Annotated in this window: 17 protein-coding genes; 10 read left to right on the top strand and 7 right to left on the bottom strand. The window is 67.0% G+C overall.

Features of this window, described 5'->3' with window-relative positions; genetic code table 11:
• Positions 1–594 (top strand): methyl-accepting chemotaxis protein (locus tag AB4Z16_RS04405; RefSeq protein ID WP_441510128.1); only part of this gene is annotated, 594 nt, incomplete at its 5' end.
• A 96-nt stretch (positions 595–690) separates the two neighbouring features.
• On the opposite strand, the gene AB4Z16_RS04410 is transcribed toward AB4Z16_RS04405, so the two are convergent.
• Positions 691–2,319 (bottom strand): long-chain-fatty-acid--CoA ligase, encoded by a 1,629-nt coding sequence (locus AB4Z16_RS04410; protein ID WP_441510129.1) that lies wholly within the window; start codon positions 2,317–2,319, stop codon positions 691–693.
• A 135-nt stretch (positions 2,320–2,454) separates the two neighbouring features.
• Between AB4Z16_RS04410 and AB4Z16_RS04415 the strand changes: the two genes are divergently transcribed.
• The 4 genes from AB4Z16_RS04415 to AB4Z16_RS04430 all read left to right on the top strand — a co-directional run bounded on the left by AB4Z16_RS04415 (position 2,455) and on the right by AB4Z16_RS04430 (position 6,317).
• Positions 2,455–2,919: a MarR family winged helix-turn-helix transcriptional regulator gene (locus AB4Z16_RS04415; RefSeq protein ID WP_441510130.1), complete on the top strand. Its 465-nt coding sequence runs from the start codon at positions 2,455–2,457 to the stop codon at positions 2,917–2,919.
• A 7-nt stretch (positions 2,920–2,926) separates the two neighbouring features.
• Positions 2,927–4,390 (top strand): amidase, encoded by a 1,464-nt coding sequence (locus AB4Z16_RS04420; protein ID WP_441510131.1) that lies wholly within the window; start codon positions 2,927–2,929, stop codon positions 4,388–4,390.
• Between the two features lie 130 nt (positions 4,391–4,520).
• Positions 4,521–5,897: an aspartate aminotransferase family protein gene (locus AB4Z16_RS04425; RefSeq protein WP_441510132.1), complete on the top strand. Its 1,377-nt coding sequence runs from the start codon at positions 4,521–4,523 to the stop codon at positions 5,895–5,897.
• A gap of 210 nt (positions 5,898–6,107) precedes the next feature.
• Entirely contained in the window at positions 6,108–6,317 is a 210-nt protein-coding gene (locus AB4Z16_RS04430) for a hypothetical protein (protein WP_441510133.1), read from the top strand.
• Between the two features lie 150 nt (positions 6,318–6,467).
• On the opposite strand, the gene AB4Z16_RS04435 is transcribed toward AB4Z16_RS04430, so the two are convergent.
• Positions 6,468–7,064 carry a L,D-transpeptidase gene (locus AB4Z16_RS04435; RefSeq protein ID WP_441472844.1) on the bottom strand — a complete coding sequence of 199 codons (597 nt, stop codon included), beginning with the start codon at positions 7,062–7,064 and terminating at the stop codon, positions 6,468–6,470.
• A gap of 223 nt (positions 7,065–7,287) precedes the next feature.
• Between AB4Z16_RS04435 and AB4Z16_RS04440 the strand changes: the two genes are divergently transcribed.
• Entirely contained in the window at positions 7,288–8,217 is a 930-nt protein-coding gene (locus tag AB4Z16_RS04440) for a histone deacetylase family protein (RefSeq protein WP_441510134.1), read from the top strand.
• Positions 8,218–8,224: 7 nt separating this feature from the next.
• Here the strand turns inward: AB4Z16_RS04440 and ribB are convergent, their stop codons facing one another.
• On the bottom strand, positions 8,225–9,505 hold the full coding sequence (gene ribB / locus AB4Z16_RS04445) for a 3,4-dihydroxy-2-butanone-4-phosphate synthase (protein ID WP_441510135.1): 1,281 nt from the start codon (positions 9,503–9,505) through the stop codon (positions 8,225–8,227).
• Positions 9,506–9,702: 197 nt separating this feature from the next.
• Entirely contained in the window at positions 9,703–10,821 is a 1,119-nt protein-coding gene (aroC, locus tag AB4Z16_RS04450; protein ID WP_441510136.1) for a chorismate synthase, read from the bottom strand.
• 398 nt (positions 10,822–11,219) lie between these two features.
• Between aroC and AB4Z16_RS04455 the strand changes: the two genes are divergently transcribed.
• Entirely contained in the window at positions 11,220–12,011 is a 792-nt protein-coding gene (locus tag AB4Z16_RS04455) for a pseudouridine synthase (protein WP_441510137.1), read from the top strand.
• Between the two features lie 12 nt (positions 12,012–12,023).
• On the opposite strand, the gene AB4Z16_RS04460 is transcribed toward AB4Z16_RS04455, so the two are convergent.
• Positions 12,024–16,043, bottom strand: a complete 4,020-nt coding sequence (locus tag AB4Z16_RS04460) for a Pls/PosA family non-ribosomal peptide synthetase (protein WP_441510138.1) — start codon at positions 16,041–16,043, stop codon at positions 12,024–12,026.
• Between the two features lie 245 nt (positions 16,044–16,288).
• Positions 16,289–16,885: a histidine phosphatase family protein gene (locus AB4Z16_RS04465; protein ID WP_441510139.1), complete on the bottom strand. Its 597-nt coding sequence runs from the start codon at positions 16,883–16,885 to the stop codon at positions 16,289–16,291.
• Positions 16,886–17,036: 151 nt separating this feature from the next.
• Here AB4Z16_RS04465 and folP point away from each other — a divergent pair, with 151 nt between their 5' ends.
• The 3 genes from folP to folK are packed head-to-tail and all read left to right on the top strand — an operon-like array spanning position 17,037 to position 18,755.
• Positions 17,037–17,879 carry a dihydropteroate synthase gene (folP, locus tag AB4Z16_RS04470; RefSeq protein WP_441510140.1) on the top strand — a complete coding sequence of 281 codons (843 nt, stop codon included), beginning with the start codon at positions 17,037–17,039 and terminating at the stop codon, positions 17,877–17,879.
• On the top strand, positions 17,876–18,250 hold the full coding sequence (gene folB, locus AB4Z16_RS04475) for a dihydroneopterin aldolase (protein WP_441510141.1): 375 nt from the start codon (positions 17,876–17,878) through the stop codon (positions 18,248–18,250). The genes folP and folB overlap by 4 nt, the downstream gene beginning before the upstream one ends.
• Complete coding sequence (gene folK, locus AB4Z16_RS04480) at positions 18,240–18,755, top strand: 2-amino-4-hydroxy-6-hydroxymethyldihydropteridine diphosphokinase (protein ID WP_441510142.1); 516 nt, start codon at positions 18,240–18,242, stop codon at positions 18,753–18,755. The genes folB and folK overlap by 11 nt, the downstream gene beginning before the upstream one ends.
• 64 nt (positions 18,756–18,819) lie before the next feature.
• Here the strand turns inward: folK and fabI are convergent, their stop codons facing one another.
• Positions 18,820–19,659 carry an enoyl-ACP reductase FabI gene (gene fabI / locus AB4Z16_RS04485; protein ID WP_038359560.1) on the bottom strand — a complete coding sequence of 280 codons (840 nt, stop codon included), beginning with the start codon at positions 19,657–19,659 and terminating at the stop codon, positions 18,820–18,822.
• Between the last annotated feature and the right edge of the window lie 65 nt (positions 19,660–19,724).

Genomic DNA, 19,724 nt, shown 5'->3' on the forward strand with positions numbered 1-19,724 from the left:
CGGCAGCACGACCTGAACGGTGACGCCGGTCCCCGCGAGCTCGTGCCGCAGGTTCTGGCTGAAGGCGTGAAGCTGGTGCGCCAGGCCGGCGAGCAGCTCGCGCGCATCCTGGAAGCCTCGCAGAAGGTGGCGGCGACCATCGCCGACATCTCGGCCGCGTCGGGCGAGCAGGCCAACGGCATCGACGAGATGAGCCAGGCGGTGGCGCATCTCGACGAGATGACCCAGCAGAACGCGGCGCTGGCCGAGCAGAGCGCGGCTTCCGCCAACGCCCTCTCCGGCCGGATCGGCCAGCTCAACGAGCTCGTCGCGACCTTCCGCACCGGCCGCGAGGCGGTCGGGCAGTCCAGCTATCCGCAGCCTCTCGCTTCCGCGGCTGCCACGGCGCGCCCGGTGAAAGCCGTGCCTCGCGCTGCGGCGCGGCCCGTCGCGGTCTCGAACATGGCGCCGGCCGCCTCCGCCAAGGCCCCGGCGGCCGAGCCCGAGCGGCTGCGCAAGCTCGCCGAAGCCGCCTTCGCCCAGTCCAAGACCATCCCCGCCCCGCGCAAGGTCGCCAATGGCCGCGCCCAGGATGCAGGCTGGGAGGAGTTCTGAGGGCGGAGGACTGAGCCCTCGACGCCCACAGCCCTCCTGCCCTCAAACGAAACGGCGCCCGAAAGGGCGCCGTTTCCGCTTGAAGGACACAACAGCTCAACCTGGCAACCGATAGTCCTTGAACATCTCGCGCAGCACCGTCTTCTGGATCTTGCCGGTTGCGGTGTGCGGGATCGCCTCGACCAGCACGACATCGTCCGGCAGCCACCATTTCGCGATCTTGCCCGCCATGAAGGCCAGCATCTCTTCCTTGCTCGGCGTGCGGCCGGTCTTCGGCACGATCACCAGCAGCGGCCGCTCGTCCCATTTCGGGTGGGTAATGCCGATCACCGCCGCCTCCGCCACGTCGGGATGCCCGACGGCGAGATTTTCAAGATCGATCGAGGAGATCCATTCCCCGCCCGACTTGATGACGTCCTTTGAGCGGTCGGTGATCTGCATATAGCCGGCGGGATCGATCGTCGCGACGTCGCCGGTATCGAAGAAACCCTGCTCGTCGAGAATATCCTCGTCCTCGCGCCGGTAATAGGCGCCAGCCACCGCCGGCCCACGCACCTTGAGGCGGCCAAAGGTCTTGCCGTCCCAGGGCAGGTCGTGGCCGGCATCGTCTGTGAGCCGAAACTCCACCGTAAAGGGCGGATGGCCCTGCTTGACCTTGAGATCGTAGAGCGCCTCGCCCGAAAGGTTTCCGTATACCGGCTTCATCGAGCAGAAGGAGCCGAGCGGGCTCATCTCGGTCATGCCCCAGGCATGGGCGACGGTAACGCCGTATTTGCGCTCGAAGGCCTCGGTCATGGCGCGCGGGCAGGCCGAACCGCCGATGACGACGCGCTTCAGCGTCGAGAGCTTGCCGCCGGTCGCTTCCAAATGCTGTAGCAACCCGAGCCAGACCGTCGGCACCGCCGCCGTCATGGTGACGCCTTCGCCTTCAAGCAATTCGTACAGCGATGGGCCGTCGAGCTTCGCCCCCGGCATCACCAGCTTCGCCCCGGTCATCGGCGCGGAATAGGCGAGAGACCAGCTGTTCGCATGGAACAGCGGCACGACCGGCATCACCGTATCGCGCGAGGACAGCCCCATATAGTCCGGTGCCGCGCAGGCGAGCGCATGCAGCACGTTGGAGCGATGCGAGTAGAGCACGCCCTTCGGCCCGCCGGTCGTGCCGGAGGTGTAACAAAGCCCGGCTGCGGTGTTCTCGTCGAATGCACCCCAGGCGAAATCATCGTCCGCCTCCGCGAGCCAGTCCTCATAGGCGACCGCACCCTTGAGGCTGCATTGCTGCATATGCGCGGCATCGGTGAGGACGATGTAGCGCTCGATGCTCGGCAGCTTCTCCTGCAACTGCTCGATCATCGGCACGAAAGTCAGGTCGAGGAACAGCAGCCGGTCCTCGGCGTGATCGACGATCCAGGCGATCTGCTCCGGAAAGAGCCGCGGATTGACCGTATGCGTGATCGCGCCGATGCCGCTGATGCCGTACCAGAGCTCGAGATGCCGGTCGCTGTTCCAGGCGAGCGTAGCCACCCGGTCGCCGAGCCCGATCCCGTCGCGTTGCAGCCGCTTGGCGACGCGGAGCGCCCTGCTCCTGATCTCGGCATAACTTCGTCGCCGTAAGGTGCCGTCCTCGACGGCGCGGCTGACGACCTCGCGCGTGCCGTGCTGGGTCGCGGCGTGATCGATGATCCGGTGGAGCAGAAGCGGCCAATCCTGCATCAGGCCGAGCATGCGCGTTCCTCCCGAAGACCTGCTTTTTCGAGAGGATAACGACGTGCTTCCGCGAAAGGAAAGTCGCACTATCGAAGGCTCGCCTGCCGGCTCCAGATAGTTTAGGTCTGATCGTTCCAGAGGGGGGAAAACGCGATGACCGCACCGAAAAGCGTGCCGCACGCGGCGACGGAGCCTGACCGGGTCTGGTTCCGCTTCATGCGGTTGCACCAGCGCATGCTGATGCAGATGACCGGGCGCATCCGCAAGCTCGGCCTCTCGATCCCGCAATTCGACCTGCTCTCGACGCTGACGGAGCAGGAAGGCATCAGCCAGAGCGAGCTCGCCGAGCGGCTCTACGTCACCAAGGGGAATGTCTCGGGGCTGGTCGATCGCCTCGTGCAGGCTGGCCTCGTCGAGCGCCGCGCCATCGCGGGCGACCGGCGCTCCTATGCCATGCATCTGACTGCGGAAGGCCGCCGGCTCGCCGAGGCCGGCATCGCCGCCCAGCGCGACTTCGTGGCCAGCACGCTGGGCAAGCTCAAGACCGACGATCTCGCCGAGCTCGACCGCCTCGTCCTGCTCTGGCGCGATTATGCCCGCGCCATCGACGTGGAATGATCCCGCCATGGCTGCCGATATCGACCTGACCGCCTCCGCCACGGCTCTGCGCACGGGCTTGCTCGCGCGCCGTTTTAGCGCCTCCGATCTGCTGGAAGCGAGCTTCGCCCGCATCGATGCGCTCAACCCGCGGCTCAACGCCATCGTGGCCGAGGATCGCGAGGCCGCCCGCGCCATGGCCAGCGCCAGCGACGCGCGGATCGCAAACGGCACCGCGCGCCCGCTCGAAGGCCTGCCGATCACGATCAAGGACGCCTTCGACGTCGCCGGCCTGCCCTCCTCCGGCGGCCTGCCGGCCTATCGCGAGCGTGTCCCGGCCGAGGACGCGGCGGCGGTCGCGAGGCTGCGCGCCGCCGGCGCGGTCATCATCGGCAAGACCAACGTTCCGGTCTTCTCCGGCGATTTCCAGAGCTACAACCCCGTCCATGGCGTGACCAACAACCCCTGGGACGAAACGCGCTCTCCGGGCGGCTCCTCTGGCGGCGCGGCGGTCGCCGTCGCGACGGGGATGAGCGCCTTCGAGCTCGGCTCCGACCTCGGCAGCTCGATCCGCTGGCCGGCGCATGCCTGCGGCGTCTTCGGCCTCAAGACGAGTTGGGGGCTGGTCTCGACCTGGGGCGCGATCCCGCCCCCGCCCGAGCGGCGAACCGCGCGCAACGTCGATCTGATGGTTGCCGGCCCGATCACCCGCACCGCGGAGGATCTCGACCTGATCCTCCCGGTCATCGCCGGCCCGCGCGATGCCACGCTCACCGCTGCTTCCTTGGCGGAGGCGCGCGCCCGAACGGCGAAAGGGCTGCGCGTGGCGCTCTGGGCCGAGGATCCCTTCGCTCCGGTCGACCGGGAGGTGGCGGACGCCGTGCGCGAAGCAGCTCGCCGCCTTGGCGAAGCCGGCGCCATCGTCGACGAGACTGCCCGCCCCTCGGTGAGCTTTGCCGACGCCTTCGAGGTCTATGCGCTGCTGAACCACGCTGTCGTGGCCTATGGCCTGCCGCCGAAGGTGCGTGCTCGCATCCAGGCGCAGGCTTCGCGCTTCAGCCCGAACGACCTGTCGCATCAGGCGCTGCAGGCGCGCGGCGCGCGGATGACGCCCGGTCTCTATCAGCAGCTCGCCCATCGCCGCCTCGCCCAGAAGCGGCAATGGGCGCGCTTTTTCCAGCGCTACGATGTCGTGCTTTGTCCGCCGGCCCCCGTCGCGGCGATCGCCCACGACCACGGCCCGGACATCCACGCCCGCCGCCTGATCGTGAATGGCGAGCCACGCCCCTATCTCGATTTTCTGCTCTGGGCCGCGCCGGCCACCGGCGCCGACCTGCCGGCGCTCTGCGCGCCGGTGATGCGCTCCCGCGGCGGGCTACCGCTCGGCGTCCAGATCATCGCGCCTTTCGGCGAAGACCGCACGGCGATCGCCGTCGGCGCGATGCTGGAAGAGGTTGGCTGCCGCTTCGCCCCGCCGCCGATCATTCGTTGAGCCTCCATGCTGTTCCGCGTTCGCGCGCATTGCGCCAGGGTCTGCCACCCCCTGCGTCGAATTCGCTCAACATTTGCGGTCAGTTCAGCTTAAGGTGGCAAGAATCTTTAACAGGGAGCGGAAACCGATCATGCTGTCGAATGTCGCAGTCAGGGATATCGAGACCCTCGTCCATCCTTACACCAACCTCGCCACCCACCGGCAGAACGGCCCGCTGGTGCTGGAAAGCGGCAAGGGCATCTACGTCTACGATTCCGCCGGCAAGGAATATATCGAGGGCATGGCGGGCCTCTGGTGCACCTCGCTCGGCTACTCCAACCAGGAGCTGATCGAGACCGCCTATGAGCAGATGAAGAAGCTGCCCTTCACCCACATCTTCGGTGGGCGCAGCCACGACCCGGCGATCGAGCTCGCCGAGAAGCTCAAGGAGATCGCCCCGGTTCCGATCTCGAAGGTGTTCTACGGCGCCTCCGGCTCGGACGCCAACGACACCCAGGTCAAGATCGTCTGGTACATGAACAATGCGCTCGGCCGGCCGCAGAAGAAGAAGATCATCTCGCGGCTGAAGGGCTATCACGGCGTCACCGTCGCCTCGGCCTCGCTGACCGGCCTGCCGAACAACCACATCGACTTCGACCTGCCCCTGCCGGGCATCCTGCACACCTCCTGCCCGCATCATTACCGCTTCGCCGAGCCCGGCGAGAGCGAGCAGGACTATTCGACGCGCCTCGCTGCCGAGCTCGAGGAGATGATCCTGCGCGAGGGGCCCGACACGGTCGCCGCCTTCATCGCCGAGCCGGTGATGGGCGCCGGCGGCGCGATCATCCCGCCGGAGGGTTATTTCGAGAAGATCAACGCCGTCCTCGCCAAATACGACATCCTGTTCATCTCGGACGAGGTCATCACCGGCTTCGGCCGCACCGGCAAGATGTTCGGCACCGAGACCTACGGCATGAACGCCGACACGATCTCGCTCGCCAAGCAGATCACCTCGGCCTATTTCCCGCTCAGCGCGGTGATGATGAACGACAAGGTCTATGAGGTCCTGGTCGACCAGAGCCGCAAGATCGGCACCTTCGGCCACGGCAACACCTATGCCGGCCACCCCGTCGGCTGCGCCGTCGCCGTGAAGACGCTGGAGATCTACCAGCGCGACAAGATCGTCGATCATGTCAACAAGGTCTCCCCGACCTTCGTCCGCCGCCTCGATAAGCTCGCCGAGCATCCTCTCGTCGGCGAAGCGCGCGGCGTCGGCCTCATCGGCGGCGCCGAGCTGGTCAAGGACAAGCAGACCAAGGCCTCCTTCGAGACCAAGAAGGGCGTCGGCGCCAAGGCCGTCGCCTACGCTCTGGAAGAGGGCTTCATCACCCGCGCCATGGGCGACCGTCTCGCCTTCTGCCCGCCGCTCGTCATCTCGGAAGCCGAGATCAACGAGATGTTCGATCGCTGCGAGCGCGCACTCGACAAGACGCTGAACTGGGCCAAGGCGGAAGGCCTGCTGGCCTGAGCGATTGGGCATAGGAAATATTTTGAGGCCGGGCGGCGATCGCCCGGCCTTTTTTTCTTTCCGTTCATCAATGTGGCCGAAACCGCTCCCGGCCCGAGATCGCCACGAACAAATCACAGACGCGCCCCGGCCCCGTCCTGATCCACGGGCAGTGTTGAGGGGTCGGCGGGCGTGAGCCCACGACGTCAGGTCATCAGAGAGTCAGGAGCCATGTTTCAACACGACGCCCGTCCCCAGATGCAGCCGCGCAAGAGTTTCCACGATGCCACGGCACGCGAAAACTACACGTCGCAGTTCCGCCCGATCGCGATTCAGGCGGTCGCTGCGGGAACCCGGCAGCTGTCAGGCGCGTTGAAGAAGCACGGCGAGGCACGCAGGACCGAACTCCCCGGCGTGCTCCGCCACGGTTTCGACGACTGAAACCTCCCTTCGAGACCCTAAACTGGCCGGTGCGGAGCTTGCTCCCACCGGCCTTTTTCGTGCGCCGGTCATCCGGGCGGAAGACGCCCCGAAACGAAAACGGGCGGCCCTGAGGCCGCCCGCCGAAACTCCGAAAACCGGCCTAAGACGTCAGACGACGATGACCTTGGCGCCGACCGGCACGCGATTGAACAGATCGATCGCATCGATATTGCGCATCCGGATGCAGCCGGACGAGGCCGAACGGCCAATCGTCTCGGGCTCGTTGGTGCCGTGGATGCGATAGAGCGTGTCGTGGCCGTTCTGGTAGAGATAGAGCGCGCGTGCGCCGAGCGGGTTCTCCGGCCCGCCATTCATTCCGCCCGCCACGGGCTTCAGATGCGGCCAGCGCTTGACCATCTCGGCCGGCGGCGTCCAACGCGGCCATTCGGCCTTGCGCTGCACCACCGCTTCGCCGGTCCAGCCATAGGCCTCGTCACCGGTGGCGACGCCGTAGCGGATGGCCTTCTTGTTCGGGAGGACGAGATAGAGGAACTTCTCCTTCGTATCGACATAGACCGTGCCCGGCGGCTGGCCGGTCGGATCTGCAATCTCATACGGAAGATAAGGCAGGTAAGTATCGAACTTGGGGACGAGCGCGATATATTCCGCATCGCGGGCTGACAGCTCCGGAGCGGCCACGCTCTTATACTGGCAGGCGCCGAGAAGGGCCGACAGTGCCAAGGCAACGAAAACGGTTTTCTTCATAGCCCCCACCAGCGCGACCCGAAGGCAGCCTTTATGATGAATCAAGAGTTAACGCTTCGTATCGCCCAAGACATACCCAGGAGGGCGACGGTCGGGCGAAGCACTAGGCGCCAAACCGGCAAGGCGCAATCAGGTTCCCTTTAGCGTGCCCTGAACGCGCGCAGCCGTGGCAAACAGGCCACGCTTTCGGCCCCGTTGACCGCAATCGTTTGGATTGATCCGCTTGACCACGCTTCTGATCACCCATCCGGCCGGCTTCGGCCACGCCATGCCGCCCGGCCACCCCGAATGCGCCGAGCGGCTGAGGGCCGTCGACCAGGCTCTGGAAGCGGAGCGTTTCGCGGCACTGATTCGGGTGGAGGCGCCGCTCGGCACGCTCGAACAGGTGACGCTTTGCCACGCGGCCTCCTATGCCGAGGCGCTGGTCGCATCGAGCCCGGCCGCCGGCTTCGTTCAGGTCGACGGCGATACCTTCATGTCACCGGGCACGATCGCGGCCGTCCTGCGCGCGGTCGGCGGTGCAACCGCTGCCGTGGACGAGGTCATGAGCGGCAAGGCCCGCAATGCCTTCGTCGCCATGCGCCCGCCGGGGCACCATGCCGAGCGCGACCGCGCCATGGGCTTCTGCTTCTTCAACCACGCGGCGATCGCCGCTCGCCACGCGCAGAAGACCCACGGCGCCGCGCGTGTCGCCATCGTCGATTGGGACGTCCATCACGGCAACGGCACGCAGGACATCTTCTGGCAGGATGCGAGCGTCCTCTACGCCTCCACCCACGAGATGCCGCTCTATCCCGGCACAGGTGCGGCGTCGGAGCGCGGCGCCCATGGCACGATCGTGAATGTGCCCTTGCATCCTGGGGAAGGGTCGGACGAATTTCGCGAGGCCTTCGAGATCGCGATCCTGCCCCGCCTCGACGCGTTCCGCCCCGACCTCGTGGTGATCTCGGCCGGCTTCGACGCGCATTGGCGCGACCCGCTCGCCAGTCTCAACCTGCGCGAAGCCGATTTCGCCTGGGCGACGCAGAAGCTGATGGAATTGGCCGACAGGCATGCCGGCGGCCGCATCGTCTCCGTTCTCGAGGGCGGCTACGATCTCGACGCGTTGGCGCGATCGGCCGCCGCCCATGTCGGGGCGTTGATGGGCGCCTGACCGCGCCTCACTCCAGCGGCGCCGTCTCCACGATCTCGATGCCGAAGCCGCCGAGCCCCACGAAAGAGCGCGGCGAGGAGGCGAGGTTTACGATCGAACTGACGCCGAGATCGCGCAGGATCTGCGCGCCGAGTCCGACCTCGCGCCATTGCTGGCTGCGCAGCGCGTCCGAGCCCTCTTCCTCGACGCTTTTGATCGGAACGCCGGCGCTGCCGTCCCGCAGATAGATGAGAACGCCCCGGCCTTCCTGCTGGAAACGCCGCAGCGCGCATTGGATCGAGCCGGCGCCGCGGAGCACGTCGGCGACGACATCGGCCCGGTGCAGCCTGGCCGGCACCTTCTCGCCGTCCCCGAGCTTGCCCATCACGAAGGCGAAATGCTGGGTGTTGTCGAACGGCGTGATGTAGACATGGCCGGTCATCTCGCCGAACTCGGTCTTGACCGGGAAGGAATGCACCCGCTCGACCAGCTTCTCGCGCAATTGGCGATAGGCGATGAGGTCGGCGACCGTGATCTGCTTCAGCCCGTGCTTCTCGGCAAAGGCGGTGATCTGCGCGCCCTTCATCACCGTGCCGTCGTCATTGGCGAGTTCGCAGATCACGCCGACCGGCGGCAGGTCGGCGAGCTTGCACAGATCGACGGCGGCTTCCGTATGGCCGGAGCGCATCAGCACGCCGCCATCCTTGGCGATCAGCGGGAAGACATGGCCGGGCCGGACGAAATCGGCCGCACCCATATTGCCGTTGGCGAGCGCGCGGACCGTGTTGGTGCGCTGCTCGGCCGAGATGCCGGTCGTCAGCCCGTGCTTGACGTCGACCGTGATGGTGAAGGCCGTGCCGAGCGGGGCGTCGTTGGACGAGACCATCGGATCGAGGCGCAGGCGCCGGGCCTCGGCTGTCGTCAGCGGCGCACAGACGATGCCGCAGGTATTGCGGATGATGAACGCCATCTTCTCCGGCGTGCAGAGCGAGGCGGCGACGATGAGATCGCCCTCGTTCTCACGATCATCGTCATCGGTGACGATGACGATCTCGCCGCGTGCGAAGGCTTCGATGGTCTCGGCGACTTTATTCGACATGGCGGCCTCGCGCGGCCCTGACAGGCCGAGAAAATCGTTGGGGGTGACGGCGCCGCCCGTAGCGGCGGCGATGCGCTCGGCGCTTTCGCGGGAAATCCAGGCGGCAGGGTCGTTGCAAAGTGCCGTCACGCTGGCCGGCGACAAGCCAACCCGCTTGGCGAAGGCGCTGCGCGCAATCTTGTTCTGCCGGAGCCAGACGTCGAGCTTCATGCCCGCAAGCTAATACGGCGAGACTTCATCCGCAATGAACGATCGATGCATTTTCAGTATTGCTGAAATGCAAGCCGCTGCGCGTCACGCTCTGGCTTGCCCCGAGCATGACGCGGGAGACGCACTTAACGGCACCTCTCCCGGCCAGAGATTCCCGGGTCTCCGCTACGCTTCACCCGAGAATGACGGCGCGAAACTCACTCCTGAAACGGCCAGCGCGGCTCGACCACGCCGACCTGCCCGCGATGGCGCAGATATTGATCCGCCAGCACGCAGGCGACCATCGCCTCGCCAACCGGCACGGCGCGGATGCCGACGCAGGGGTCATGCCGGCCCTTGGTGAACATCTCGGCTTCGCCGCCCGTCCGCGTCACGGTCGCGCGCGTCGCCAGGATCGAGGAGGTCGGCTTCACAGCGAAACGGGCCACGATCGGCTGCCCCGTCGAGATGCCGCCGAGAATGCCGCCGGCATGGTTGGAGAGGAAAAGCGGGCGCCCGTCATTGCCGGCGCGCATCTCGTCGGCGTTCTCCTCGCCGGAAAGCTCGGCCGCGCCGAAGCCCTCGCCGATCTCGACGCCCTTCACCGCATTGATGCTCATCAGCGCCGCAGCGATCTCGGCATCGAGCTTGCCATAGATTGGCGCGCCCAGCCCCGCCGGCACGCCCTCGGCGACGATTTCGAGCACGGCACCGATCGAGGAACCGGCCTTGCGGACGCCATCGAGATAATCAGCGAAAAATGCCGCGGCCTTCGCATCCGGGCAGAAGAAGGGGTTGCGGCCGACCTCCTCCCAGTCCCAGTTGCCGCGGTCGATCTTGTGCGGACCCATCTGGACGAGCGCGCCGCGCACCACCATGCCCGGCACGACCTTGCGGGCGATGGCGCCGGCGGCGACGCGCATCGCCGTCTCGCGCGCGGAGGAGCGTCCACCGCCGCGATAGTCGCGGATGCCGTATTTCACGTCATAAGTGAAATCGGCATGGCCCGGCCGGTACTTGTCCTTGATGTCGGAATAGTCCTTCGAGCGCTGGTCGACATTGTCGATCAGCAGCCCGATCGAGGTTCCCGTCGTCACCTGCACGCCGTCGCTCTCGCGCGCGAAGACCCCGGAGACGATGCGGACCTGGTCCGGCTCCTGACGCTGCGTGGTGAAGCGCGACTGGCCGGGGCGGCGCCGGTCGAGGTCGCCCTGGATATCGGCTTCCGTCAGCGGGATCAGCGGCGGGCAGCCGTCAACGACGCAGCCGATGGCAGGGCCGTGGCTCTCGCCGAAAGTGGTGACGCGGAAGAGATGGCCGAAGCTGTTGTGCGACATGGGAGCCCGTTGGGTTATGCACCGGCTCTTAAGCCGGATTGGGGCGCGGCGAAACCCCGCCCGGATGGTGGCGCCCATTGACAACGCCGGGCCCCGCCGGCTTCAAGCTGACCGCATGAGTTGCCAGGCGCCCTGCCCCTTGCGCTCCTGGCGCCCCGGGAGCCCCATCATCGCGGGACTTTAGCCCCGAGCCGCCCGTCGGCGGTTTCGGGGTTGAGTAGGCTCGCGCCTGCCAGCGCAATCGCGGCACCGAGCCACAGATCATCAAATCACTCCCTGTCGCCAGCGCTCGCTCTTCAGGACGGGCTCCGCCGCATGCCGGCCGCGCCGGCCGCACCGCTGCCTGCGGGCTTTTCCGATCTGTCGGGCATGCCGTGCCATCGACGCTCAGGCTCATCATGAAACCTTTCCGCCGGCGTCCCGTGCCGGGAACAGCGGCAGGCGTCAGCCTTGCCCGCGCCCTGTCCAAGCTCGGCTATTGCTCGCGCAGCCAGGCCGAGAAGCTGATCCTCGAGGGACGCGTCGACGTCGACGGCCGCCGCGCCCGCCATCCGGAGCTGCGCGTCGATCCGCGGCGGGCGAGTCTGCGGGTCGATGGCCAGGCCGTTTCCGCCGCGAGCCGCGTCTATCTGATGCTCAACAAGCCGCGCGGCGTGGTGACGACGACCAGCGACCCGGACGGGCGCCAGACAGTCTATGCCTGCCTGGAAGGCCTCGACCTGCCCTTCCTGTCCCCAGTCGGGCGCCTGGACATGGCGAGCGAGGGGCTGCTGCTCATGAGCAACGACACCCGCTGGGCGCAGCACATCCTCGATCCCGCTTCCGGCGTCGAGAAGACCTATCACGTCCAGATCGACCGCGTGCCGGACGAGGCCTTCATGGCCCGCTTGCGAGGGGGAGCCACAGATGATGGCGAGATCCTGACGACCCGCGCAGCCACGCTGCTGCGCCATGGTCAGCGCAATGCCTGGGTCGAGATGGTGATCGACGAGGGCCGCAACCGGCAGATCAGGCGGATCGTGGAAGCGGCCGGGGCCGAAGTCCTGCGCCTTGTCCGCGTCAGGATCGGCGAACTCGAACTCGGAAACCTGCCCAAGGGCGCTGTTCGCGAGCTCGGCAGCGTGGAAAGGGCACAGCCGCTGGCCGGCCGCGCCGCCCCCAAAGAGAAGACCTGGGGTTCGGCGCGCTGAGCGTCCGATGGCTTAGTGCGCCGCGGCCTTCGCCGGCAGGGCCGGCGCGCCCTCCCAGCGCGTATGCGCCGGCAGGTTCTCGCCCTTCATAATCACGGTCAAAAGCCCGACCTGGGCGTAGTCGCCGACATGGGTGTCGTAGAGCACGGTCGCGCCTGCCCCGACGCAGACGCCCTTGCCCAGCCTGACACGGCCGACCTTCATCACGCGGTCCTCATAGAGATGCGTCTGAAGCGCCGAATGGGCGTTCACCGTGCAGAAATCGCCGACCTTGATGCAGTCGAACTCGGTGATATCCGTCGAGTCCAGCCAGACCCCCTTGCCGTATTTCGCGCCGAACAGCCTCAGAAACCAGGGCAGGAACGGCGTGCCGCGCAGATAGTCGAACAGCACCTTGCCGCCGAGACCCCAATACATCACGGCGACGGCCTCGGTGCGCATCGCCCACCACGACCACATCGGCTTCATCACCGGCTTGTAGGTCCCCATCATCAGCCATTTGACGGCGGCGCAGATGAGCGCCTGCGCCACGGCGATCAGAACCGCCACCCCCATGAAGGAGACGACAAGGCCCAGCCAATCGCCCTCGTTGATCTTCTGCTGCAGCACCATGTCGACTGCGATCGTGCCGAAGGTAATGAACAGCATCGAGGGGAAGGAGGTGTGCAGCGCCTCGAAGACGCCGCGCCCGAACTGCTTGGCGAAGGAGGGCTTGTAGGTCCAGTCGGCACCGAGATCGACCTTCTGCCGGGTCGGCAGCTTGATCGGCGGCGAGCCGAACCAGGTATCGCCCGGCTGCATCCGGTCGTTCGCCGGCGGCTTCGACTTGATGCCGATCAGCACGCGGTCGGGAATGACGGCACCGGGCGGCACCACCGCGTCGTTGCCGACGAAGACCTGCTCGCCCGTGCGTGTCGCGTCGAGGCGCATATAGCCGCGGCGCATATCCTCGTCGCCGAAGACGACCTCATCGGCGATGAAATTGCCCGAGCCGATGCCGGTGAGATCGTAGCGGCCGGAGAGATTGGTCGAAATCTCCGCGCCCTTGCCGATGCGTGCGCCCATCAACCGGTACCAGGCCCGCATATAGATGGTGGCGAAGAGCGAGGAGAGCGTCTCCAGCGTCACCTCGGTTGCCAGCGCCACCGCCCATTTGCGCGCATAGAAGCCTGAATGGATTGAATAGGAGCCGGAGGTCACGCGCGGCAGGATCGCCCAGCGCAGCCCCGCCATCAGCAGCACGGTGAAGGCGATGAGGCCGATCGCGGTCGGCCAGGTCAGGATAGGCAGGAACCAGAGATAGCTGATGTCGGTCCAGCCGGCGATGAAGTAGTCGATCTTGTCGAAGAGCCAGAAGGCCGGAAAGATCGGCAACAGGCTGACCGGCGGCAGCACCACCAGCATCAGGATGTAGAAGGCCGTCAGCAGCGCACGTCGCCCCATCGAGGCTTCCGCCTGCGGCTGCAGCGCGGCGAGATCGACCGTACCGACCTTGCGTGCCGGCGTGCCGTCCCAGATCTCGGCCTCTCCCACATGGATGCCGGGTGGAATGGCGGTGAGATCGCCGATCTCGGCATGATTGCCGATGACCGAGCCATGGCCCAGCACGACCGAAGCCCCGGCCGAGACGTCCTTGCCGATCTTGATGCGGCCGATGATCAGCTTGTCGCCGATCGCCTCGCCATTGGCGAAGGTGGTCTTGGAGCCGAAGCTGGTGCCGTCGCCGATCTCGATCAGGTCGATGGCGCCGGCCTCGTAGTCCGAGATGATGACGTCGCGCCCCACCTTGGCGCCGAGCAGGCGCCAGTAGAAGCGCATCACCGGTGTGCCCTGGAGCCATTTGATATGGACGAGGCCGGCGACACGCGCCGCGAACCACCAGCGGAAATAATAGACGCCCCAGAGCGGGTAGACTCCGGGCTTGGTCCGGCCGAGCACGATCCATTTCAACGCGACGGCGACGAGGCCGGTCGCGACGATGATCATGATGTAGACGCCGAGCAGCGCGACGATCTGGCCGAGCAGCGGCAGGTCCTCGCCCGAGAGGATCATGTAGGTGACGAAGACGCCGAGCCACTGCGCCGTCGACAGACCGATGATCACCGGCAGCACCGCAGCCTGGGCCAATCCGCAGAGGAAGCGGCGCAGGAAGGGCGGAGGCGTGAAGGAGAGGTCCTCCGCCGTCGCCGCGCCACGCTCGTCGAGCAACGCGGCCATCGCACGCAGCGTCCGGGCGCCATAGACATCCTGCAACGTGATGCCGGCATAGGCCGGCGTCTCGCGCACGATCGAGATGAAGCGCGCCGCCAGCAGCGAATGCCCGCCGAGATCGACGAAGAAGTCGGCTTCCAGCGGCAGGCTGGCTGCGCCGAGCACGCGCCTGGCAGCGTCGAGCAACGCGGCTTCCGTCTCGTTGCGCGGCGGCTCCTGTTCGCCCTCGGCGCTCGGCGCCGTCAGCGGCGCGGCCTTGAGCATCTTGCGGTCGACCTTGCCGGAAACCATGCGCGGCAGCGAACCGACTGCCTCGAAATGCGCGGGAACCATGTAGGGCGGCAGCTTCTCGCGCAGCGCCGCCCTTAGAGCAGCCCCGTCTACCGCCACGCCCGGCTCGGCCACGACGAAGGCAACGAGCCGCTCGATGCCGTCATCCGTGCGCAGCACGACCGCCGCCTGCGCTACGCCGGGCTCGTCGGCGAGCTTCGATTCGATCTCGCCGAGCTCGACGCGGAAGCCGCGGATCTTGATCTGGTCGTCGATGCGGCCGTGGAAGACGATGTTGCCGTTGGCATCGAGGCTGACCGCATCGCCCGAGCGGTAGAGCACCGGATCGTCCGCGCCGGCCAGGCCTGAAAACGGGTTGGCGATGAACTTCTCGGCCGTCAGCTCGGGCCGTCCGTGATAGCCCTTGGCGACGCCCGGCCCGCCGATCAGGAGCTCGCCCTGTTCGCCCGGGTGAACGAGGCGCAGATCCTCGCCGACGACATAGGCGGTGTAGTTCGCAATCGGCTTGCCAATGGTGACGGTCTCGCCGGGGACGACCTCGGCAGCGGTCGCCACGACCGTCGCCTCGGTCGGGCCGTAGGTGTTGAGGATGCGCCGGCCCGGCTTCGACCATTTCTGGACGATTGCGGGGGGAAGCGCCTCGCCGCCGAGCAGGATCAGCTTCAGCGACGGCACATCGGCCGGCAGGATGCCGAGCAGGGTCGGCACGGTGTCGATGACGGTGACGCCGGCCTCGTTGAGGATGGCAGGCAGTTTCTCGGCATCGCCCATCATCTCGGGCGAGGCGACGAAGAGCGTCGCGCCGACGAGATAGGGCGTCCAGATCTCCTCCATCGACAGGTCGAAGGCGACCGAGGCACCCTGGAAGACGACGTCGTCGGGGCCGATGCCGTAGAGCGCGTTCCCCGAGCGCAGGAAATGGCAGATGTTGCGGTGGCTGATGACGATCGCCTTCGGCGTGCCCGTCGAGCCGGAGGTGTAGATCAGATAGGCCGGATGATCCTTGGTCAGCCCGGCCGGGCGCGCCGGCGGCTCATGATCGTCCGCCGCGGCTGCGAGGATTTCAGGCGACCAGACCTTGCGGTCCGTCTCCTCGGCCCGGGCAGCCCAGCCGGCGCAGGTGACGATGCCCTTGGCTTCGGCGTCGTTGAGGCAGGTCGCGATGCGCTCGACTGGCGCATCCGCGTCGAAGGGCACCCAGGCCGCTCCCGCGCGCGTGATCGCGATCTGTGCAACGAGGAGGTCGATGCCGCGCGGCATCCACAGGCCGACCATGTCGCCCGGCCCGACGCCGGCAAGCTGCAAGCCCCGCGCCTGCCGTCCGGCCCGGGCCCAGACCTCGGCATAGCCGAGGCGGCGTTCGCGATCGACAAGAGCAGGATGATCGGGGCGCGCGGCAACCGTGGCCGCGAAGATCTCGGCCAGCACCTCATCGTGGATCAGATCAGGGCGCTTCTCGCCGGCCAGCATGGCGAGGAGGTTTGCGCCGGCCTGATCAGACGCCGCCGACAGCTTCGTCATATCGTTCATCGCGCCCCGCTGCGCTCAAAGCCCGCCGCTGTCACCGAGGCGACTCATGCCTTCGGCCGGGCGGCACCTTGCCACGCACCTTATGAAGAAACCCGGAATCCGTCGCCGTTGCGCCGCGACATCCGCGTGAGCCCCCCGGCCGGGCAGGCCGCCGCATCACGACGCTCTGCTAACATATTCTTCCTGCCGAATCACGCGTGAACCGGCGATGAATGTGAAGCTGCGCCCGGAGCGGCCCTGGCGGCTCAGAGCCAGTCGGCCTGGTTTCCCGAGATCACGAGCAACTTGCCCTGCCAGATCTCGACCCTCGCAGCGTCGCGTGGCGCAACCGCGCCGACCAGCGCCAGCACCGCCCGCGCTACCCCGCCATGGCTGACGATCACCGTCTCGCGCCGCAAGCCTTCGAGCACCGGGCGCACCCGCTCTGCCAGCATGCGATAGCTCTCGCCGCCCGGCGGCACGAAGCCCCATTTGTCGCGCTCGCGCAGATGCGCCTGCTCGCGCTCGGCCTTGCGGACATCGCGCCAGGTGAAGCCTTCCCATTCGCCGAAGGTCAGCTCCCGCAGCCGGTCATCGATGGCGTAGCCGCCGTCCGGCAGAGCGAGTTCGCGGCGCAGGATGTCCATCGTTTCGCGCGCCCGTTGCATCGGCGAGGCGATGTAGTCGAGCTCCGCATAGGCCGGCTCCAGCGTCTTGAGGCGGTCGGCGGCCTCGGCCGCCTGCTCACGACCGAGCTCGTTGAGCGGGATGTCCTGGCCGCCTTGCAGCCGCCCCTCACGATTCCAGTCGGTTTCGCCATGGCGAACGAGGATGAGCCGATGCGAAAGCGATAGCGGTAGCATGCGGGGCTTCTGCACGCTGATGCCGCCCGCGTCAAAAGCCAATGACGGCCGGAGCCCATGCATCGGCCCCATAGCGACAATCGGCCGCTTTCTGTGGCCCATCGCACAAGGGGTGTGTATAGCGCCCTTGCCCAATCATCGGCGGAACCGCATGCCCTTCTCCCTCGCCTTGCCTGATGGCCGCTGCCTCGCGCTCGATGCGCAGCCGCTGGTCATGGGCATCGTCAACGTCACGCCCGATTCCTTCTCGGATGGCGGCCTGCACCTGGGCATCGAGGCCGCGGTGTCGCATGGCGAGCGCCTGGTGGCCGAGGGGGCGGGCATCGTCGATGTCGGTGGCGAGTCGACCCGGCCAGGCCATGCCACTGTCGATACCGAGACCGAGAAGGCGCGCGTGCTAACGGTGATCGCCGGGCTGAAGGCCCGGATCGAGGCGCCGATCTCCATCGACAGCTACAAGGCAGAGGTCGCGGAAGCGGCGCTCGCCGCCGGCGCATCGATCGTCAACGACGTCTGGGGGGCTCAGCGCGACCCGCGCATCGCCGCCGTCGCAGCGCAGGCCGGCGCTCCGATCATCCTGATGCACAACCGCGAGAGGATCGACGCTGCCCTCGACATCTTCGACGAGGTGCTGCGCTTTCTCGAACGCTCGATCGCGATCGCGACGCAGGCCGGCGTGCCGCGCGGCCAGATCGTCGTCGATCCCGGCATCGGCTTCGGCAAGACCGTCAGCCAGAATCTCGACCTCATCCACCATCTTGATCGGCTGGGCGAGCTCGGCTGCCCGATCCTGCTCGGCGCCTCGCGCAAATCGACGCTCGGGCATATCACCGGCCGCGCGATCCCGGCCGAGCGCCTCGCCGCCAGCATCGCCGCCCATCTCTACGGCGCCAGCCGCGGCGCCGCTATCATCCGCGCCCATGACGTCGCGCCCCATATCGATGCGCTGAAGACCTGGGCTGCGATCGAGGACAGCACGAAGGCAGACCTGTGAGCGAAACCGGCCGCATCCTGATCGAGAAGCTCGATATCTACGCCTATCACGGCTTCTTTTCGGAGGAGGAGCGGCTCGGTCAGCGCTTCATCCTCGACCTCGCGCTCGACGTCGACCTGCGCGCCGCCGCCGCCAGCGACCGCCTGGCCGATACGGTCGATTACGGGCGCGCCGTCGCCATCGTGAACGACGCTTTCACGGGCCGCCGCTATCACCTGCTGGAAGGCGCGGCGCGCGCCGTCGCCCTGGCGATCTTCGACGCCTTCCCCTCGGTAGAGGGAGTCGAGGTCACGCTGCGCAAGCCGGCTCCTCCGATTCCCGCGACGCTCGGCTCGGTTGGCATCCAGTTGAGATTCCAGCGTGAAGGTTGAGGCCGCGCTTGCCTTCGGCGGCAATCTCGGCGACCCCGTCGCCGCCTTCGCCGCAGCCTTGCAGGGGCTGCGCGACCACCCGGCCATAGCGCTCGGCCGGCTGTCCTCGATCTATCGCACACCGCCCTGGGGCAAGACCGACCAGCCGGAATTCCTCAACATGGCGGCCCTGGTCGAAACCTCGCTCGCCCCGCAGGACCTCCTCGCCTTCTGCCTTGAGCTGGAGCGTGCCGGCGGCCGCGAACGGCGCGAGCGCTGGGGACCGCGCACGCTCGACATCGACATCCTGACCTATGGCGATGCGGTCATCGACCAGGCGAGGCTGCAGATTCCGCACCCGCGCATTCCCGAGCGCGCCTTCGTGCTGACGCCGCTGGCGGAGATCCTGCCGCAGCGCCTGATCGGCGGGCGGACGGTGGCCGATCTGCTGGCCGCCACCGCAGACGAAACGATCCGCCGCGACGACGTCGCGACGGACCGCTTGAAAACTTTGCTGGCGGGCTAGTTCTTTATCTCCGCATCGGATCGATCCGGAAAGCGGATGCCACTTTCCGTTCCGATGCTCATGCTCACTCGCCCTTGTCGAGCGAAATGTCCGGCGCGGTCGGCACCTTCATGCCGACGACATGGTAGCCGGCATCGACATGCATGATCTCGCCGGTGATGCCGCGCGACATGTCGGAGACGAGGAACACCGCGGTCTCGCCGACCTCCTCGATGGTGACGGTGCGGCGCAACGGCGAGTTGTATTCGTTCCAGCGCAGGATGTAGCGGAAATCGCCGATGCCGGAGGCGGCCAGCGTCTTGATTGGACCAGCCGAGATCGCGTTGACGCGGATCTTCGAGGGCCCGAGATCGGCGGCGAGATACTGCACGCTCGATTCCAGCGCCGCCTTCGCGATGCCCATCACGTTGTAATGCGGCATCCACTTCTCGGCGCCGTAATAGGTCAGCGTCAGCAGCGAGCCGCCATCCGGCATCAGCTTCTCGGCGCGCTGGGTGATCGCTGTGAAGGAGTAGCAGGAGATCAGCAGCGACTTGGAGAAGTTCGCCTCGGTGGTCTCGACATAGCGGCCGGTCAGCTCGTCCTTGTCGGAGAAGGCGATGCAGTGGACGACGAAGTCGAGCTTGCCCCAGAGCTTCTCGACCTCGGCGAAGACCGCGTCGATCGTCGCGCCGTCGGTGACGTCGCAATGGCCGACGACATGGCCGCCCAGTTCCTTGGCGAGCGGCTCCACCCGCTTCTTCAGCGCATCGCCCTGATAGGTGAAGGCGAGTTCCGCGCCCGCGTCGGCCGCCGCCTTGGCGATGCCCCAGGCGATGGAGCGGTTGTTCGCGACGCCCATCACGAGTCCGCGCTTGCCCTTGAGGAGATTGGCGGTCGGCGAAACGGCGTTGGAATCAGGCATGGGGGACCCGCAGATGAACGATGAGCAGGTCTCTTAGAACAGTCGCAGGGAAGTGGGAACCGCTT

The organism is Allobosea sp. TAF32 (assembly GCF_052113585.1).
In the GTDB taxonomy this organism is placed as follows: Bacteria; Pseudomonadota; Alphaproteobacteria; order Rhizobiales; family Beijerinckiaceae; genus Allobosea.

Coding starts and splice junctions, on each gene's coding strand:
- AB4Z16_RS04410 (WP_441510129.1), bottom strand. CDS start 2,319: ATGCTCGGCCTGATGCAGGATTGGCCGCTTCTGCTCCACCGGATCATC.
- AB4Z16_RS04415 (WP_441510130.1), top strand. CDS start 2,455: ATGACCGCACCGAAAAGCGTGCCGCACGCGGCGACGGAGCCTGACCGG.
- AB4Z16_RS04420 (WP_441510131.1), top strand. CDS start 2,927: ATGGCTGCCGATATCGACCTGACCGCCTCCGCCACGGCTCTGCGCACG.
- AB4Z16_RS04425 (WP_441510132.1), top strand. CDS start 4,521: ATGCTGTCGAATGTCGCAGTCAGGGATATCGAGACCCTCGTCCATCCT.
- AB4Z16_RS04430 (WP_441510133.1), top strand. CDS start 6,108: ATGTTTCAACACGACGCCCGTCCCCAGATGCAGCCGCGCAAGAGTTTC.
- AB4Z16_RS04435 (WP_441472844.1), bottom strand. CDS start 7,064: ATGAAGAAAACCGTTTTCGTTGCCTTGGCACTGTCGGCCCTTCTCGGC.
- ribB (WP_441510135.1), bottom strand. CDS start 9,505: ATGAAGCTCGACGTCTGGCTCCGGCAGAACAAGATTGCGCGCAGCGCC.
- aroC (WP_441510136.1), bottom strand. CDS start 10,821: ATGTCGCACAACAGCTTCGGCCATCTCTTCCGCGTCACCACTTTCGGC.
- AB4Z16_RS04455 (WP_441510137.1), top strand. CDS start 11,220: ATGAAACCTTTCCGCCGGCGTCCCGTGCCGGGAACAGCGGCAGGCGTC.
- AB4Z16_RS04460 (WP_441510138.1), bottom strand. CDS start 16,043: ATGAACGATATGACGAAGCTGTCGGCGGCGTCTGATCAGGCCGGCGCA.
- AB4Z16_RS04465 (WP_441510139.1), bottom strand. CDS start 16,885: ATGCTACCGCTATCGCTTTCGCATCGGCTCATCCTCGTTCGCCATGGC.
- folP (WP_441510140.1), top strand. CDS start 17,037: ATGCCCTTCTCCCTCGCCTTGCCTGATGGCCGCTGCCTCGCGCTCGAT.
- fabI (WP_038359560.1), bottom strand. CDS start 19,659: ATGCCTGATTCCAACGCCGTTTCGCCGACCGCCAATCTCCTCAAGGGC.